This window comes from Modestobacter sp. VKM Ac-2985, from assembly GCF_026967925.1.
In the GTDB taxonomy this organism is placed as follows: Bacteria; Actinomycetota; Actinomycetes; order Mycobacteriales; family Geodermatophilaceae; genus Modestobacter.
In genome coordinates, this window is record NZ_JAPVBI010000001.1 from 1,159,638 (window position 1) to 1,176,266 (window position 16,629).

Genomic DNA, 16,629 nt, shown 5'->3' on the forward strand with positions numbered 1-16,629 from the left:
GCTCCGCCCGGGGTGCACGCGCCGAACAGCTCGTCAGGAGGCGTCCGGGTCGATCAGTGCCAGGCCTGAGCCTGGGTCGTGCCGGCGTTGCAGGTGCTGGGCGCCGGTCGTGACGACCACCTCGAGGGTCGGGCGGGTCACCGCGCGGAGCAGGTGCCCGCCGACGGTCGACCCGTCCCGGCGGCCGCACACGACGTGCGCGTGCACCTGCCAGCCGCCCTCACCGTCCCGGGTGATGTCGCCGGCCAGGGTGAGCACCTCGACCTGGTCGGACACCGGGATCTCGGCGTACTCCTGCTCGTCGAGATCGTAGAAGCCGAGCGTCGCCGAGGAGAAGGCGCCGATGCCGGTGAAGGAGCTGCCCGGCAGGTCGTTCTCCTCGGCCCAGCCGGCGAGCCCGGCCACGACCTCGTCGTCGGTGGCGAAGACGACGGCGTGCTGCCGTGGCGGGCCGTCGGTGAGCAGTCGTGTCCGCACGTGGCGTCAGCCGCCCAGCCGGGCACGCAGCATGGCCTTGCCCTGCTCGCCACCCTTGCGGCTCTCGTGCTGCGCCTTGCGGAAGAACTCCGCCAGCTCGGAGTCGCCGGCGCGTTCGGCATCCTGGACGTAGGTCTCCAGGCGCAGCGCGTTGTCCAGGCTGGCCTGGGTGAACCAGAGCAGGTTGTAGTCCTCGTCAGCGGTGCCGGTGACGTTGCCGGTCTCGTGGGTGCTCATGGCGTGGCCCTCCGTTCCGTGTGTGATCTGGACCACTCATCCCTACCCCGAGATCTCCGCACGAACAACTGACCGCGGTCGGCCCGATGTCGGGTCCGTCGTCGTTTTCTGTCCCGGGTCAGGGGTACGCGGGCGGAGGACGATGAAGTCGACGCGAGGGGATCTCGCCATGAGTCGCACTGTCGCTGACGTCCTGCTGGAACGACTGCACGAGTGGGACGTGGACAAGGTCTTCGCCTACCCGGGGGACGGGATCAACGGGATCCTGGCGTCGTTCGGGAAGCAGGACCACCTGCAGTTCATCCAGTCCCGGCACGAGGAGATGTCCGCCTTCGAGGCGGTCGGGTACGCCAAGTTCACCGGTCGCGTCGGGGTCTGCCTGGCCACCTCCGGCCCGGGCGCCATCCACCTGCTCAACGGCCTCTACGACGCCAAGCTCGACCACGTGCCGGTCGTCGCGATCGTCGGGCAGACCGACCGCAGCGCCATGGGCGGCTCCTACCAGCAGGAGGTCGACCTGCTGTCGCTGTTCAAGGACGTCGCCCACCACTACGTGCACGTGGTCAACGTCCCCGAGCAGCTGCCCAACGTCCTGGACCGGGCCATGCGGATCGCAGCCGCCGAGCACGCGCCGACGGCGATCATCATCCCGGCGGACGTGCAGGAGCTGGACTACAGCCCGCCGACGCACGAGCACAAGATGGTGCCCTCGGCCGGCGTGCACACCTCCACGCCGCAGGTGACCCCCGACGACCCCTCGATCCGCGCCGCCGCCGACCTGCTGAACGCAGGCGAGAAGGTGGCGATGCTCGTCGGGCAGGGTGCCCGGGGCGCCCGCGCCGAGGTGATCGAGGTCGCCGACCTGCTGGGCGCCGGCGTGGCCAAGGCGCTGCTGGGCAAGGACGTGCTCCCCGACGACCTGCCGTTCGTCACCGGGGCGATCGGGCTGCTGGGCACCCGCCCGACCTGGGACATGATGAAGGACTGCGACACCCTGCTGACGGTGGGCTCGAACCTGCCCTACAGCGAGTTCTTCCCCGAGTACGACCAGGCCCGCGGCGTGCAGATCGACCACGATGCCAAGTACATCGGGATGCGCTACCCCTACGAGCTCAACCTCGTCGGCGACGCGGCGGCCACGCTGCGGGCGCTGATCCCGCTGCTGCAGCGCAAGCAGGACCGGTCCTGGCGAGAGGGCATCGAGGACGGCGTCCGGCGGTGGTGGGAGACCATCCACATGCGGGCGATGACCGACGCCGACCCGGTCAACCCGATGCGGCTGTTCTGGGAGCTGAACGACCGGCTGCCCGGCAACGCGATCCTCACCGCGGACTCCGGCTCGGCGGCGAACTGGTACGCCCGGCACGTGCGCTTCGGTCCGGACAACCGGGGGTCGCTCTCCGGCACCCTGGCCACCATGGGGCCGGCCGTGCCCTACGGCATCGGCGCCAAGTTCGGGAACCCCGACCGGCCGGTCATCGCCTTCGCCGGTGACGGCGCGATGCAGATGAACGGCATGGCCGAGCTCCTCACGATCGCCCGCTACTGGCACGAGTGGACCGACCCGCGGCTGGTCGTGGCGGTGCTGCACAACAACGACCTCAACCAGGTGACCTGGGAGATGCGGGCCATGGGCGGCGAGCCGAAGCTGGCGGAGTCCCAGACCCTCCCGGACGTCTCCTACGCGGCCTTCGCCGCCGGGCTGGGGTTCGAGGCCATCACCGTCGACGACCCCGACCAGATCGGTCCCGCCTGGGACCGGGCGCTGGCCGTCGGGAAGCCGGCGGTGATCGACGTGCTGTGCGACGGGGACGTCCCCCCGATCCCGCCGCACGCGACGCTCGAGCAGATGACCGAGACCGCCAAGTCGCTGTTCAAGGGCGACGAGAACGCCTGGGGAGTGGTCAAGCAGGGCGCCAAGACCAAGATCCAGGAGTTCCTGCCGCACCGGAGCTGAGCCGTGGCCACCACCGATCTCCCCGATCCGCGCACCGTGTGGCCGAGCCCGGCCGGTCGGCAGGACGTCGACGTCGCCGCCCTCGAGGCGGAGCTGTCCCGCCGGGTCGACGGCGAGGTGCGGTTCGACGCCGGCACCCGGGGCGCCTACTCCACGGACGCGTCGAACTACCGCGTCCCGCCGCTGGGCGTGGTCGAGCCCCGCACGGTGGAGGACGCCGTCGAGGCGGCGGCGGTCTGCCGCGAGCACCGGGTCCCGCTGCTGTCCCGCGGCGGCGGGACCAGCCTGTCCGGCCAGACCACGAACGCCGCCGTCGTCCTGGACTGGAGCCGGCACTGCAACCGGCTGGAGTCGCTGGACGTCGACCGCCGGACCTGCATCGTGGAGCCGGGCATGGTGCTCGACCACCTCGACGGCCGGCTGGCCGAGCACGGGCTGACCTGGGGGCCGCAGCCGGCGACCCACTGGACCTGCACGGTCGGCGGGATGCTCGGGAACAACGCGTGCGGGTCGTCGGCGCAGGTCTACGGCAAGGCCGTGGACAGGGTGTCCCGGCTGGAGGTGCTGCTGGCCGACGGCACCCGGATGTGGGTGGGCCCCACGTCGGACGAGGAGTACGCCCATGTCGTCGAGGCCGGCGGGCGCCCGGCCGAGGTGTACCGGGGTCTCCGCGAGCTGCGGGACGAGCACCTGGCCCGGATCCGGACCGGCTTCCCGCAGATCCCGCGGCGGGTGTCGGGCTACAACCTGGACTCGCTGCTGCCGGAGAACGGCTTCGACCTGGCCCGGGCGCTGGTCGGCAGCGAGGGCACGCTGGTGACCGTCCTGCGCGCGGAGTTGCAGCTCGCCGAGCTGCCCGGGCACCGGCGGCTGGCCGTGCTCGGGTACCCGGACGTGGTGACCGCCGGCCGGGAGGTCACCCGGGTGCTGCCCTGGCGGCCGCACCGGCTGGAGGGCGTCGACGACGTCCTCCGCCGGAACCAGGCCGAGGAGGGCATGAACCCGCGGGCGCTGGAGAAGCTGCCCGAGGGGGACGGCTGGCTGCTCGTCGAGCTCGCCGACGACGATCCCGACGAGCTCGGCCGGCGGATGGACGGCCTGGTCGCCGACGTCTGCGCGGCGCCGGAACCGCCGTCGGTCCTGGTGCTCGACGACCCTGCGGAGCAGGCCGACCTCTGGGCGTTCCGGGAGGCCGGGCTCGGCGCCACGGCGCACCCGCCGAGCGGGCGCGACACCTGGCCCGGCTGGGAGGACTCCGCGGTGGCGCCGGAGGACCTGGGGCCCTACCTGGAGGAGCTGCGGGACCTGCTGGACCGGCACGGGCTGACCCCGGCGTCTACGTACGGGCACTTCGGGCACGGCTGCGTGCACCTGCGCATCCCCTTCGAGCTCGGTTCCCCCGGCGGCGCCGCGGGCTACCGGGCCTTCCTGGAGGAGGCCGCCGACCTGGTCAGCCGGTACGGCGGCTCGCTGTCCGGCGAGCACGGCGACGGGCAGGTCCGGGGTGAGCTGCTCGACCGGATGTTCCCCCCGGAGCTGATCGGGGCGTTCGAGCAGATGAAGCAGCTGTTCGACCCGGAGAACCGGATGAACCCGGGCAAGGTCGTCCGCTCCCGGCCGCTGGACGCGGACCTGCGGCTCATCCCCGCCTTCCCCGCCTGGGAGCCGGAGGTCACCTTCGGCTACCCCGAGGACGGCGGCTCCTTCGCGCAGGCCTCAGCCCGCTGCGTCGGCGTCGGCAAGTGCCGGGCCCAGCTGGGCGAGGGGGCCGAGGGCGCGGTGATGTGCCCGAGCTACCAGGTCACCGGCGACGAGGTGCACTCCACCCGGGGTCGGGCCCGGCTGCTGTTCGAGATGCTCCGCGGCGACGTCATCCGGGACCGGTGGCGCTCGACCGCCGTCCGGGACGCGCTGGACCTCTGCCTGGCCTGCAAGGGCTGCACGAGCGACTGCCCGGTCGACGTCGACATGGCGACCTACAAGGCGGAGTTCCTGTCCCACCACTACGCCGGCCGGGTGCGTCCGCGCACCCACTACTCGCTGGGTTGGCTGCCGCTGGTGGCCCGCGTCGCGGCGCTGGCTCCCGGGCTGGTGAACGTCGCGACCCAGACCACGGGGCTGCGCCGGCTGGCGCAGGCCGCCGGCGGGCTCACCCCCGAGCGGGAGCTGCCGCTGTTCGCGCACGAGCGGTTCACCCACTGGTACCGGGAGCGCGGACCGCGCGGGGACGGCCGGCGCGGTGAGGTGCTGCTGTGGCCGGACACCTTCACCGAGTTCTTCCACCCGGCCATCGGCCGGGCGGCGGTCACGGTGCTGGAGGACGCCGGCTTCCGGGTGCGGCTGCCCGAGCAGGAGCTCTGCTGCGGCCTGACCTGGATCTCCACCGGCCAGCTGGGCGTGGCCGCCCGGGTGCTGCGGCGCACGGCGCAGGCGCTCGGCCCCGCGGTGCGGGACGGGGTGCCGGTGGTCGGGCTGGAGCCCAGCTGCACCGCGGTGTTCCGGGCCGACGCCCCCGAGCTCCTCCCCGACGACGACGACGTGCGCCGGCTCGCCGAGAACACCCGGACCCTCGCCGAGCTGCTCGCCGAGCGGGCCCCGGACTGGGCCCCGCCGGCGGCCGAGCGGGCGGCGATGGTGCAGACCCACTGCCACCAGCACTCGATCATGGGGTTCGACGCGGATCGCGAACTGCTGGCCAAGGCCGGCTTCGACGCCGACGTGCTGGACTCCGGGTGCTGCGGGCTCGCCGGGAACTTCGGGTTCGAGCAGGGCCACCACGAGGTCTCGATGGCGTGCGGTGAGCAGGTGCTGCTGCCGGCCGTGCGCGACGGCGACCCCCGGGCGGTGGTGCTGGCGGACGGCTTCAGCTGCCGCACCCAGATCGAGCAGGGCGACACCGGACGGCGCGCGGTGCACTCCGCCGAAGCGCTGGCCGGCCTGGTCGAGGGGGCGCAGCTGGCCGAGCACCCCGAGCAGGTGCTGGCCGACCGCCCGCGGCCGCCCGGCCGGACCGCCCAGGGCGCGGTCCTGGCCGCCGCGGCCGGCGTGGGGTTGGCCGCGGCGGCCACCGGACTGCGCCGGGTGCGCGGCTGATGCCCGCGCGACCGGGGGAGCGCGGGACGCCGTCGGACCCGCGGGTCGACGGCCTGGAGGTCGCCGTCTACCGGCTGCCGACGGACCGCCCGGAGGCGGACGGGACCCTCAGCTGGGACGCCACCACCGCCGTCGTGGTGCACGCCTCCGGTGGCGGCGGCACCGGGGTCGGCTGGACCTATGCCGACGACTCGGCCGCGGCGGTGGTCCGCAGCCTGCTGGCCGAGGTGGTGCTCGGCTGCCCGGTGCTCGACCCGCCGGCCGCGGCGTTCGACATGGCGCGGGCGGTCCGCAACGCCGGCGCGCCGGGCCTGGTGGCGATGGCGATCTCGGCGGTGGACGTCGCCCTGTGGGACCTGAAGGCGCGGCTGCTCGACGTCCCGCTCGCGGGCTTGCTGGGTGCGGTGCGCCCGGACGCCGCCGTCTACGCCAGCGGCGGCTTCACCAGCTACGACGACGCCGCCACCCGCGAGCAGCTCCGCGGCTGGCTGGACCGCGGCCACGACCAGGGGAAGATCAAGATCGGGGAGTCGTGGGGGACGGCGGTGCCACGGGACCTCGCCCGCACCCGGCTGGCCCGCGAGGTGCTGGGGGACGACGTCGCCCTGCTCGTCGACGCCAACGGTGGCTACACGGCGAAGCAGGCGGTCCGGGTCGGCCGGGAGCTCGACGACCTCGGCGTCGTCTGGTTCGAGGAGCCGGTCTCCTCCGACGACCTGGCCGGGCTGCGGCTGGTCCGCGAGAGCCTGGACTGCGACGTCGCCGCCGGGGAGTACGGCGCCCGGCTGCCCGACTTCGCCGCCCTCTGCGGTGCCGGTGCGGTCGACTGCCTGCAGGTGGACGCCAGCCGGTGCGGCGGGGTGACCGAGTGGCTCCGGGCCTGCGCGGTGGCCGCCGGGCACCAGCTGGAGGTCTCCTCGCACTGCGTGCCCGCCCTGCACGTGCACCTGGGACAGGCGACGCCGAACCTGCGGCACCTGGAGTGGTTCCACGACCACGAGCGGTTCGAGCGACGGCTCTTCGACGGCGTCGTCGAGCCGGTGCGCGGTCGCGTCCGGCCGCCGGTTGACGCCCCCGGGCTGGGGCTCTCGCTGCGCACCGAGGACGTCGAGGACCTCCGCATCGGCTGACCGGTGCGGTCCGGCGCCCGCGGACCTCGCGGGCGCGTCATCCGAGGAACGAGGAGGAACGACCGATGCAGGAACACGAGTTCGTCTCCGCCGTGCAGGAGTCCGCCGGCATCCCCGACCACGAGCACGCCCGGCAGGCGGTCCGGGCCACCCTCATGGTGCTGGGCCAGCGGTTGTCCACCGAGGCGACCGACCTGGCGGCGCAGCTGCCGGGGGAGCTGGCCGGCGCCGTCCCGACCGACGGGTCGGCCGAGCGCTTCGACCTGGCGGAGTTCTACCGCCGGGTGGCCGACGCCGAGGGGCGGGGCTGCACGCCCGAGCAGGCGCGCCAGCACGCGCGCGCGGTCACCGCGGCCCTCCGGGAGGCGGTGGGGGCCGAGTACCTGCACGTGCTGGACCAGCTGCCCGCCGACTACGGCGACCTGATGCACACCGAGAACGCCCAGCACTGACCCGGCGGCCCGCCGGCGGTCCGGCTCAACGCCCGCGGCTCACGTCGCGGTGACGGGGGCCGGCGCCGGCTCGGGCAGGACGTGGGCGAAGACCGACGTCGGCTCCCCGGCCTGGTCGTGGACCACCGAGACACGCACCAGCACCGGCACCTCGCTGCCGTCGGCGTGCCGGAAGCGGGTGGAGAGCTCGGTGACGCCGATGAACTCGGTGAACAGCGCGTCGACCGCTGCCCGGCCGTCCGCGGAGGTCAGGTCCTGGACGCGGCAGGCGGGGAGCGCCTCGGTCGTCGTGCCCAGCAGCGCCGCGAAGGACTTGTTCACCCGCACCAGCGAGCCGTCCATCCGGGTCAGCGTCATCCCGATCGGGGCGTCGTCGAAGGCGTGCCGCAACATCAGCTCGCTGTCGGCCAGGTCCCGCCGGGCCTCGACGGTGGCGGTGACGTCCCGGGAGACCGACAGCACCTCCCGGACCGTGCCGTCATCGGCGGCCAGCCGCCGGGTGTCGCTCTCCAGCCAGCGGACGCTGCCGTCCCGGTGCAGCACCCGGTGCACGCCCGTGCCGGTGGTGAACCGGGCAGCGAGTTCGGCGTCCGCGCTGACCCGGGCGACGTCCTCGGGGTGCATGAAGTCGGCCACGGACATGCCCACCATCTCCTGCGGCAGCCAGCCGAGGATCGGCCCGCTGCTGGCCGAGGCGTAGGTGATGACCCGCTCCGGCGTGGTCACCAGGACGAGCTCGTCGCTGCCGCCCAGCGGCAGCACGGCGTCCGTGGCCAGCGGCTCCGCCCGCGCGCGGGCGGTGAGCAGCGCGGCGAGCCGGGGCGACGCCGGCTCCGGGCGGCCGAACAGCCAGCCCTGCGCCGAGTCGCACCCCATCGAGATCAGCTGCTGTGCCTGCTCGGCGGTCTCCACGCCCTCGGCGCAGACCCGGCGGCCCAGGCTGTGTGCCGCCTCGATGACCAGCCGGACCAGCACGGCGTCGGCGGTGTCACTGGCGACCCGCTCGATGAAGGAGCGGTCGATCTTGACCAGGTGCACCGGCAGCGCGCGCAGCAGGGTCAGCGCGGAGTGCCCGGCGCCGAAGTCGTCCAGCGCCAGCCGCACGCCGAGGTCACGCACCTGGGTGAGCCGCGCCGCGGTGGCGGTGAGGTCGGTGATCGCCGCGGTCTCGGTGATCTCCAGGCACAACCGGTCCGGAGCCAGCCCGCTGTCGTTCAGCGCCTGCGTCACGTCGTCGATGAAGCCCCGCTGGGCCAGCTGCACCGGGGAGACGTTGACGGCCACGGTCGGGGGGACTCCGGAGGGCCCGGCCGGCCACCCGGCGGCCTCGCGGCAGGCCGTCTGCAGGACCCACCGCCCGAGGTCGACGACCAGGCCGGTCTGCTCGGCGAGCGGGATGAACTGGTCCGGGGCCACCCGGCCGAGCTCGTCGTCCTCCCAGCGGGCCAGCGCCTCCACCCCGGTCACCTGGCCGGACGGCAGCGTGACGACGGGCTGGTAGTGCAGCGAGAGCGACCGGGACTCGATCGCCAGCCGCAGCCGCCGCTCCATCCGGTGTCGAGCACGCACCGCATCGGTCGTCTCGGCGTCCTCCAGCAGCTCCGTGCCGAAGTGCGCGACCCGGCCACGGCCCAGTGACTTCGCCCGGAGCAACGCCAGGTCCGCCCGGTGCAGCAGCTCGTCCGGCGAGTGCACCTCCGCCGTGCAGCCGGCCACCCCGACGCTCGCCCCGAGGCTGACCAGCTGCTCGGCGTCCCGGTCGGCGCTCCGCGGGGAGACGACGAACGGCGCTGCCGCGGTGAGCACGATCCGCTCCGCGAGCGCGGTGCTCTGCGCGGTGGTCAGCGGCGGCGTCAGCAGCGCGAACTCATCGCCGTTGAGCCGGACCACCAGGTCCTCGCTGCGGGCCACGGTGCGCAACCGTTGCGCGAAGTCGGTCAGCACGTCGTCCCCGGCCGCGTGGCCGAGGTGGTCGTTGATGTCCTTGAACCGGTCCAGGTCGATGACGAACAGGACAGCCGAGGACCCCGGGCAGACCGCCTGCCGCAGCCGCTCGAGCAGGAACAGCCGGTTCGGCAGCCCGGTGAGCGGGTCGTGCAGGGCCTGGTAGGCGTACTCCTGCGCGAGCTGCTCGAACACGGCGGTCACCGGTGCGACGCCCAGCCGGCCGTCGGGCCAGGAGACGAGCACACCGTCGAGCAGGTCCTCACCTGCGGCGCGCCGGTGGATGACGGCGGCGGCCGCGCGGGCGACCGGGCAGTCGGCGGGGTACCGCAGCGTGTCCGGCGGTGCGGCGTCCCGGACCCGGCGCCGTTGCTGGAGCAGCCGGCCGTAGCCCAGCCGGCCGGTCATGGACAGCTCGAACCAGGAGCGGCTGACCAGCACCGGTTCGCCGGGCCCGTCGACGACGACCCAGCGGAGGGCGGCATCGCGGCGGAAGAGCGCGTCGACCGAGGACATGGTGGCGCCCTCCGGCACCCGGTGGACGGGCTGCGCGAGCTCGCGGAGGGTCCCGCCGGCATCGACACGGCCCAGGTCCGCGGAGAGCGCGACCTTCAGGGCCACGTCGGGGACGGAGACGTCGGGGAGGGCGACGTCGGGGAGGGCGACGTCGGGGAGGGCGGCGATCGGTGCCGTGGTGCTGCTCATCCGTGGTGGTCCTCTCAGGTCGCCTGCCGTGGTGACGCGGCTAGTGTGCAAACGATTGCGCAGCGTGACGATGCCGACTCACCCGTCCGAGGCGGTCCCGATCGGAACCCGTACGCGCGCACTGCGCGTCCGTCGGGGACGATGGAGGCGTGGTGGCATCCCCGACGGCAGAGCTGATCGTGCTGGTCGACGAGGACGGGGAGGAGATCGGCACCATGCCCAAGCCCCTCGTGCACACCGGCGAGACGCCGCTGCACCGCGCGTTCTCCGCCTACCTCTTCGCTGACGACGGCCGGTTGCTGGTGACCCGGCGTGCACAGGACAAGGCCACCTTCCCCGGGATGTGGACCAACACCGTCTGCGGGCACCCGGGGCCGGGCGAGGGCGACCTGCAGGCGATCGCCCGGCGCGCCCGGTACGAACTCGGGATCGACGTCACCGACCTGCGGCCGGCGCTGCCCTCCTACCGCTACCGGGCCGAGTTCCGGGGCGTCGTGGAGAACGAGATCTGCCCGGTCTACCTCGGCCGGTTCGCCGGCACGCCGGCGCCCGAACCCACCGAGGTGGGGGAGTGGGAGGTGGTCGACTGGGCCACCTTCCGCGCCCGGCAGGAGACCCAGCAGTACGACGCGTGGTCGCCCTGGTGCCGGGAGCAGGCCCGGCTCATCGAGGCCGCCGGCCTCGTCCCCGCCGCCGGGTGATCAGGAGGCGGTGCCTCAGCACGCGTTGACGACCAGGCGCACGGTGCAGCCGTCGCCGGACTCGTCGGCCGGCGTCGCGGTCAGGCTGTCGACCGAACGGCGGGCCAGCCACAGGCCCATCCCGCCGACCGCCATGTCCCCGTGCGCCGGGCCGTAGCCCACCAGCGGGTCGTCGAAGGCGGTGCCCCGGTCGGTGACGGCGCACAGCAGCCGTTCCGGGGTGCACCACAGCCGCACGTCGACCGGGGGGACGCCGTGCTCGGAGGCGTTGGCGGTGATCTCGTCGATGGCCAGCACGAAGTCCTGGGCGGCGTCCGCGGACAGGGAGCTGTCGGCCAGCACCTCGTGCAGCGCCCGGCGCAGGGCCCGCATGTCGTCGAGGTCGACCATGGTCAGCGTCGGCTCGGTCTCCTCCAGCGGGTCGGGGACCGTGGCCCGCTGGACCTCGCGGAGCAGCTCGTCGGGTGCCCGGAAGGCCGGGCTGCGGACGACGCCGTGCTCGGTCAGCAGCCAGGGGTGGGTGGCCGCGGCGACGGCGTCGACGTCCGGACCGCCCTCGACGGTCGGGCCCAGCAGGCACACGTGGTCGACCGGCCGCTCGGCGAGCACGTGGTTCAGCAGCGCCTCCGTCTGCACCCACACCGCCGGGTCGGCGTCGGGACCGCCCGGCCCGGTCACCAGGTGCAGCCGGCGACCGACGCCGGGCGCCCGTTCGTCGACCAGTCCGGCGATCGCGGCGAGCACGGTCGGCGGCCGGTCGTCGATCCGCTGGGTCGGTGCGACGTGCACGTCACCCGCCCCACGCAGGGCCTCCACCAGGGCGTTCGCCACGGCCTCGGGGCAGGCGACCACCACCGGCTCGCCTGCGGACAGCGCCTCCCGGAGCACGTGGCCGACCACCCCGGTCAGGTCCTGGCCCGGCCGGAGCACGTGCCCGACGTGCCGGTACCCCTGCTGCTGGACCTCCTGCTGGACCTCCTGCTGTACGACCCGCGGGTGCGGGGACGTCTGGTGCTCCTCGTCGCGCTGCGTCACGGGACCACCTCCTCGTCGTCTTCTCCGACTCAGTGGCCAGTGCCCGAGGATGGTGATCGGGACACATCGCCGCGTGGCGTGATGCCAGCGGCCGCTCGGGGTTTCGACCGGTGCCCGCCGGGTCAGCGACCAGGAGTGGGTGCAGCGGAACAGACGGGCACCGCCGAGGAGCGGCCCGGCTGCCCCAAGCGGATGGTCTTCGGGCCGTGCGGCGGGGTGCGGGACGACGGGAGCTGCGAGGTGGCGGCGCACCCGTGCGTCTTCCTCGAGCCGCCGCTGCCGCGCTGGACCGCCCCGGCCCCGCCGGCCCCGCTGCGTCCTGCGAGGGGCTTGCTGGCGCGGGCCCGGACCGGGCCGGTGGTCCTCACCGACCTGACCGTGCGCGCGTTCGACCCGGCCTCGGTGCGGGCGGTCGTGGCCGCGCTGGCCCCGGTCAGTGACGGCCTGCTCATCGGGGAGCACCAGAACCGGCCCGACCTGCCACCCACGCTGATGGCGCAGGAGGTGCTGGCCGCCGGCGGCCGGCCGTGGACGACGCTGGCCTGCCGCGACCGCAACCGGGTCGTGCTGGAGCAGGAGCTGGCCGGCCTGGCCGCGGTGGGGGTCGACGGGGTGCTGTGCGTGACCGGCGACGGCCGGGGCCCGGGTGTGCGGCCCGGCGTCAGCTCCGTGTTCGACCTGGACGGGACCCGGCTCGCTGCCCTGGCCACCGCGGCCGGGCTGATCGCGGCGGTGCCCGAGTCGCCGGACGCGCCGCCGGTGCCGCTGCGCCCGCAGCGGGTGGCCGAGAAGGAACGCGCCGGAGCCCGGCTGTGCGTGCTCAACCACGTGGCCGGCCCGGCCCGGCTCGCAGCCTTCACCGCGGCCGCGCGGGCGGCCGGGGCGACCCTGCCGTTCGTCGCGTCGGTCGCCGTCTACACCGACGAGCGCTCGGCGCGCGTGCTGCAGGCCTTCCCCGGCCTGCACCTCGACGACACGGCGGTCGAGCGGGTGCTCACCGCACCCGACCCGATGGCCGCCGGCATCGATGCCGCGGTCCGGGAGGCCCGCACGCTGCTCGCCGTGCCGGGGGTGGTGGGGGTCAACCTGTCCGGGCTGGCATCGGCCGGTGGGCCGGCCGACGCCGCCGCAGTCAAGGCCGAGGTGGCCACCAGGATCCGGGAGGGCGCGTGAGCGAGATCGCCAGCGAGGCGATGGAGTCGGAGTTCGGCACGGTGGCCGGGTGGACCGAGGAGGCCGTGCGGGCCCTCGGCCCGGAGCACGCCGTGCCGGCCGGTTGCCGGGGCAGTGGCAGCGAGGGAGCGCTGCGCTGGCTGGCCGACGCGCTGGCCCTCCGCCCCGCGGACCGGGTGCTCGACGCCGGCGCCGGGGTCGGCGGTCCGGCCGGCTGGCTGGCCGCCGACCGGGGCGTGCGGGCGGTCTGCGCCGAGCCGATGGCCGAGGCGGTGCACGCCAGCCGCACGCTGTTCGGGCTGCCCTCGGTGGTGGCGCTGTCGCAGGCGCTGCCGTTCACCGATGCCTCCTTCGACGCGGCCTGGAGCCTGGGCGTGCTGTGCACGACCCAGGAGAAGCCCGTGATGCTCGCCGAGCTGGCCCGCGTGCTGGCGCCCGGCGGCCGGCTCGGCCTGTTGGTGTTCGTGGCGGAGGCACCGCTGCCGCCGCCCCTGCCGGAGGGCAACAGCTTCCCGAGCCCGGCGGAGGTCGACGCCCTCCTGGCCCGGGCCGGCTTCTCGGTCACCGGCCGCGCCGACGCCGACCTGGCCGACAGCCCTCCGGAGTGGCAGCAGCGGGCCGACGCGGTCGACGCCGAGGTGCAGCGCCGGCACGGGGACGACCCGGCGTGGGCGCAGGCGCAGGAGCAGTCCCGCCGGGTGGGCCGGCTGTTGGGCTCGGGCGCACTGCGCCCCCGGCTGCTCACCGCCGTCCGCGCCTGATCACCGCTGGGCACAGGCGCGGGGGCCGCGGTGTTGCAGGGGGCGTGCACAGCGACGTCGTGGTGATCGGAGCCGGTCAGGCCGGGTTGTCGGCGGCGTACGCGCTGCAGCGGGCGGGCGCGGACTCCGCCGTCCTGGACGGGGACGCCGGGCCGGGCGGCGCCTGGCAGCACCGCTGGCCCTCGCTGCGGCTGGACGCGGCCCACCGGATCCACCCGCTGCCCGGCCTGGCCCTGCCGGACGCCGACCCCGCGGCGCCGGCCAGTCAGGTGGTCGCCGACTACTTCGCCGACTACGAGCGTCGCTTCGACCTGCCCGTGCACCGGCCGGTCGGCGTCCGTTCCGTCCGGCGCACCCCGGGTGGCTTCGCGCTGGACACCAGCGCGGGGGAGTGGACGGCGCGTGGGCTGGTCAACGCCACCGGCACCTGGACCCGGCCGTTCTGGCCGGCCTACCCCGGCCGGGAGCTCTTCGACGGCCGGCAACTGCACGCCGCCGAGTACCGCGGCGCGGAGGAGTTCCGCGGCCGGCACGTGGTCGTCGTCGGCGGCGGGACGTCCGCGGTGCAGCAGCTGGTCGAGATCAGTGCGGTCACCAGCACCACCTGGGTGACTCGGCGCGAGCCGGTCTGGCGCACCGGTGGGTTCGACGAGGACGCCGGCCGGGCCGCGGTGGCGCTGGTCGAGGAACGGGTGCGCGCGGGTCTGCCCCCGGGCAGCGTGGTCGGCGTGACCGGGCTGGTCGAGACCCCGGCGGTGCTCGCCGCCCGGGCCCGGGGTGTGCTGGACCGGCTGCCGGTGTTCGACCGGCTCACCGCCGACGGGGTGGTCTGGGACGGCGACCCGGGCCGGTTCGTGCCGGCGGACGTCGTGCTGTGGGCGACCGGGTTCCGGCCGGCGCTGGAGCACCTGGCGCCGCTGCGCCTGCGGACGCCCGGCGGGGGCATCGCGATGGACGGCACCCGCGTGGTCGCCGAACCGCGGCTGCACCTGGTGGGCTACGGGCCCTCGGCGAGCACGATCGGGGCCAACCGGGCCGGCCCGCGCGCCGCGCGGGAACTGCTCCGGACGCTGCGGGACGACATCGCGGCATGAACAGATCCTGCTGAAGGAGGCGGGTCGGCTCGTCACCCATTGGGGCTACAGTGAGTGATCGACCGACTACGTTTGCGTAGGGTCGGGGTCGAGGGCATCCCGAGCACCGGCATCCACGTCGATGACGTCTTCAGCGCACTGCTAGTCCGACGCCCGCGTCGGAGACAGGAGCGCCGACGTGGCGTCGGTCCCCAGCACGCTCCCCAGCCCCACCCGCCGGACACGTCGTGACCGGCTCCGGTCGCCCGGCGCCCGCCGCACCACCCTCTGTGGCGTCGCGGTGGTGGCCGCCTCGGCCCTCGTCCTCACCACCGCCGGCAGTGCGCAGGCGGCGCCCGCGGCGACCGCCGTGCCGCTGGGCACCGCGGAGCCGTTCGCCGTGCTGTCCGGGTCGTCGTTCTCGAACACCGGCCCCACCGTGATCGCCGGGGACATCGGCGCATCCGACCCCTCGATGGTCGGCACCACCTCGATCACGCTCACCGGCACCAACCACGGCAACGACGGCGTCACCGCCAGTGCGAACGCCGCGCTGACCAACGCCCTGGTGTCGGCCGCCGGTCAGGGGCCCGGGGACACCATCTCGGCCGATCTGGCCGGACAGACGCTCACCCCGGGCATCTACACCTCACCGTCCGCGCTCAGCATCGCCGGCCCCGTGCCGCTGGTCCTGGACGGTCAGGGTGACCCCAACGCGGTCTTCCTCTTCCAGGCGGGTTCCACGCTCATCACCCAGCCGGGCACCTCGGTCAGCCTCATCAACGGGGCGACCGCGTGCAACGTGTTCTGGCAGGTCAGCAGCTCGACCACGCTGGGCGTGAACTCGGTCTTCCGCGGCGTCGTCCTGACCCTGACGGACACCACGATGGACACCGGGGCCACGCTGGAGGGCTCGGTGCTCTCCAGCGGCGCAGTCACCCTGGACAGCAACACGATCATCCGGCCGGCCTGCGCGACGCCGCCCTCGACACCCCCGACGACGGCACCCCCGACGACGGCGCCCCCGACGACGGCGCCCCCGACGACGGCACCGCCCACGACGACACCTCCGACGGCGTCGGCGTCCCCCACTGCGGCCGCCGACACGACCGGGGCCGAGGACGACGCCGACACCGGGGACGAGGACGAGACGACCTACGGCCAGGTCGGTCGCGTCCCGGTCGGCTCGGTCGACACCGGTGACGGCAGCACCGCAGACGTCCCCCTGGCGCGGCCGACCCGGTGACGGCTCCCGGACGGCGTCACTCGTGGCCGACCCGGGCACTGCTCGCCGTCGTCCTGACCGCCCTGGCGGTCACCACCAGCGGCTGTGCCGGCTCCGCGCCGGTCGCCGCGCCGGCAACGACGAGCACCGTGGCACCGGACGCCGTCGCGCCGGCCGCCGTGCTGCCCGCCGTGCTGGCCGCGTCCCGGCCGGTGCGGGTGCAGATCCCGGCCATCGGCGTCGACTCCGACCTGATGGACCTCGGACTGCAGCCCGACGGCACGCTCGAGGTGCCGCCGTCCGGCTTCCCGGCCGGTTGGTTCACCGACGCGCCCACCCCGGGAGAGCGCGGTCCGGCCGTCATCGCCGGGCACGTCGACTGGGCGGGCGCCCCGGGGGTCTTCGCCGAGCTCCGCGACGTGGTGGTCGGTGACGAGGTCACCGTGCAGCGGGAGGACGGCAGCACCGCGCTGTTCCGGGTCACCGAGGTCGGGCAGTACCCGAAGGACGCCTTCCCGACTGCTGCGGTCTACGCAGACCTGGACCACGCGGGGCTGCGCCTCATCACCTGCGGCGGCGAGTTCGACCCCGCCGCGCACAGCTACCTGGACAACACCGTCGTCTTCGCCGACCTGGTGCTGCCGGCCTGACCCCGGAGTCCGCCGA

Annotated in this window: 14 protein-coding genes; 10 read left to right on the forward strand and 4 right to left on the reverse strand. The window is 74.7% G+C overall.

The genetic code is table 11. The features are described from left to right. Positions 1-33: 33 nt before the first annotated feature. Both O2V61_RS05485 and O2V61_RS05490 read right to left on the reverse strand, forming a co-directional pair. A complete protein-coding gene (locus tag O2V61_RS05485) occupies positions 34-477 on the reverse strand; it encodes a PPC domain-containing DNA-binding protein (RefSeq protein WP_269182307.1) in 444 nt (147 codons plus the stop codon). 6 nt (positions 478-483) lie between these two features. Further along, complete coding sequence (locus O2V61_RS05490; protein ID WP_269182308.1) at positions 484-714, reverse strand: hypothetical protein; 231 nt, start codon at positions 712-714, stop codon at positions 484-486. Between the two features lie 169 nt (positions 715-883). Between O2V61_RS05490 and O2V61_RS05495 the strand changes: the two genes are divergently transcribed. The 4 genes from O2V61_RS05495 (at position 884) to O2V61_RS05510 (ending at position 7,346) form a co-directional block, all read left to right on the forward strand. Further along, positions 884-2,671, forward strand: coding sequence for a thiamine pyrophosphate-requiring protein (locus O2V61_RS05495; RefSeq protein WP_269182309.1), 1,788 nt, complete (start codon positions 884-886; stop codon positions 2,669-2,671). A 3-nt stretch (positions 2,672-2,674) separates the two neighbouring features. Then, positions 2,675-5,764: an FAD-binding and (Fe-S)-binding domain-containing protein gene (locus tag O2V61_RS05500; protein ID WP_269182310.1), complete on the forward strand. Its 3,090-nt coding sequence runs from the start codon at positions 2,675-2,677 to the stop codon at positions 5,762-5,764. Beyond that, positions 5,764-6,894 (forward strand): enolase C-terminal domain-like protein, encoded by a 1,131-nt coding sequence (locus O2V61_RS05505; protein WP_269182311.1) that lies wholly within the window; start codon positions 5,764-5,766, stop codon positions 6,892-6,894. Before O2V61_RS05500 ends, O2V61_RS05505 begins: the two co-directional genes overlap by 1 nt. A gap of 65 nt (positions 6,895-6,959) precedes the next feature. Further along, positions 6,960-7,346: a DUF2267 domain-containing protein gene (locus tag O2V61_RS05510; protein WP_269182312.1), complete on the forward strand. Its 387-nt coding sequence runs from the start codon at positions 6,960-6,962 to the stop codon at positions 7,344-7,346. 39 nt (positions 7,347-7,385) lie between these two features. On the opposite strand, the gene O2V61_RS05515 is transcribed toward O2V61_RS05510, so the two are convergent. Further along, on the reverse strand, positions 7,386-9,995 hold the full coding sequence (locus tag O2V61_RS05515; protein ID WP_269182313.1) for an EAL domain-containing protein: 2,610 nt from the start codon (positions 9,993-9,995) through the stop codon (positions 7,386-7,388). 152 nt (positions 9,996-10,147) lie between these two features. On the opposite strand from O2V61_RS05515, the gene idi reads away from it, so the two are divergent. Further along, the gene (gene idi, locus O2V61_RS05520; protein ID WP_269182314.1) at positions 10,148-10,696 is read left to right on the forward strand and encodes an isopentenyl-diphosphate Delta-isomerase; all 549 of its coding nucleotides are present in this window, start codon (positions 10,148-10,150) and stop codon (positions 10,694-10,696) included. Between the two features lie 15 nt (positions 10,697-10,711). Here idi and O2V61_RS05525 read toward each other — a convergent pair whose 3' ends face one another. After that, positions 10,712-11,731 carry an ATP-binding protein gene (locus O2V61_RS05525; protein ID WP_269182315.1) on the reverse strand — a complete coding sequence of 340 codons (1,020 nt, stop codon included), beginning with the start codon at positions 11,729-11,731 and terminating at the stop codon, positions 10,712-10,714. A gap of 135 nt (positions 11,732-11,866) precedes the next feature. Here O2V61_RS05525 and O2V61_RS05530 point away from each other — a divergent pair, with 135 nt between their 5' ends. The 5 genes from O2V61_RS05530 (at position 11,867) to O2V61_RS05550 (ending at position 16,613) form a co-directional block, all read left to right on the forward strand. Next, positions 11,867-12,904: a methylenetetrahydrofolate reductase C-terminal domain-containing protein gene (locus O2V61_RS05530; RefSeq protein ID WP_269182316.1), complete on the forward strand. Its 1,038-nt coding sequence runs from the start codon at positions 11,867-11,869 to the stop codon at positions 12,902-12,904. Then, on the forward strand, positions 12,901-13,665 hold the full coding sequence (locus O2V61_RS05535; protein ID WP_269182317.1) for a class I SAM-dependent methyltransferase: 765 nt from the start codon (positions 12,901-12,903) through the stop codon (positions 13,663-13,665). The genes O2V61_RS05530 and O2V61_RS05535 overlap by 4 nt, the downstream gene beginning before the upstream one ends. A gap of 44 nt (positions 13,666-13,709) precedes the next feature. Next, positions 13,710-14,759, forward strand: coding sequence for an FAD-dependent oxidoreductase (locus O2V61_RS05540; RefSeq protein WP_269182318.1), 1,050 nt, complete (start codon positions 13,710-13,712; stop codon positions 14,757-14,759). 178 nt (positions 14,760-14,937) lie between these two features. Then, the gene (locus tag O2V61_RS05545; protein ID WP_269182319.1) at positions 14,938-15,984 is read left to right on the forward strand and encodes an ice-binding family protein; all 1,047 of its coding nucleotides are present in this window, start codon (positions 14,938-14,940) and stop codon (positions 15,982-15,984) included. Next, on the forward strand, positions 15,981-16,613 hold the full coding sequence (locus tag O2V61_RS05550; RefSeq protein ID WP_269182320.1) for a class F sortase: 633 nt from the start codon (positions 15,981-15,983) through the stop codon (positions 16,611-16,613). Before O2V61_RS05545 ends, O2V61_RS05550 begins: the two co-directional genes overlap by 4 nt. Positions 16,614-16,629 lie beyond the last annotated feature (16 nt).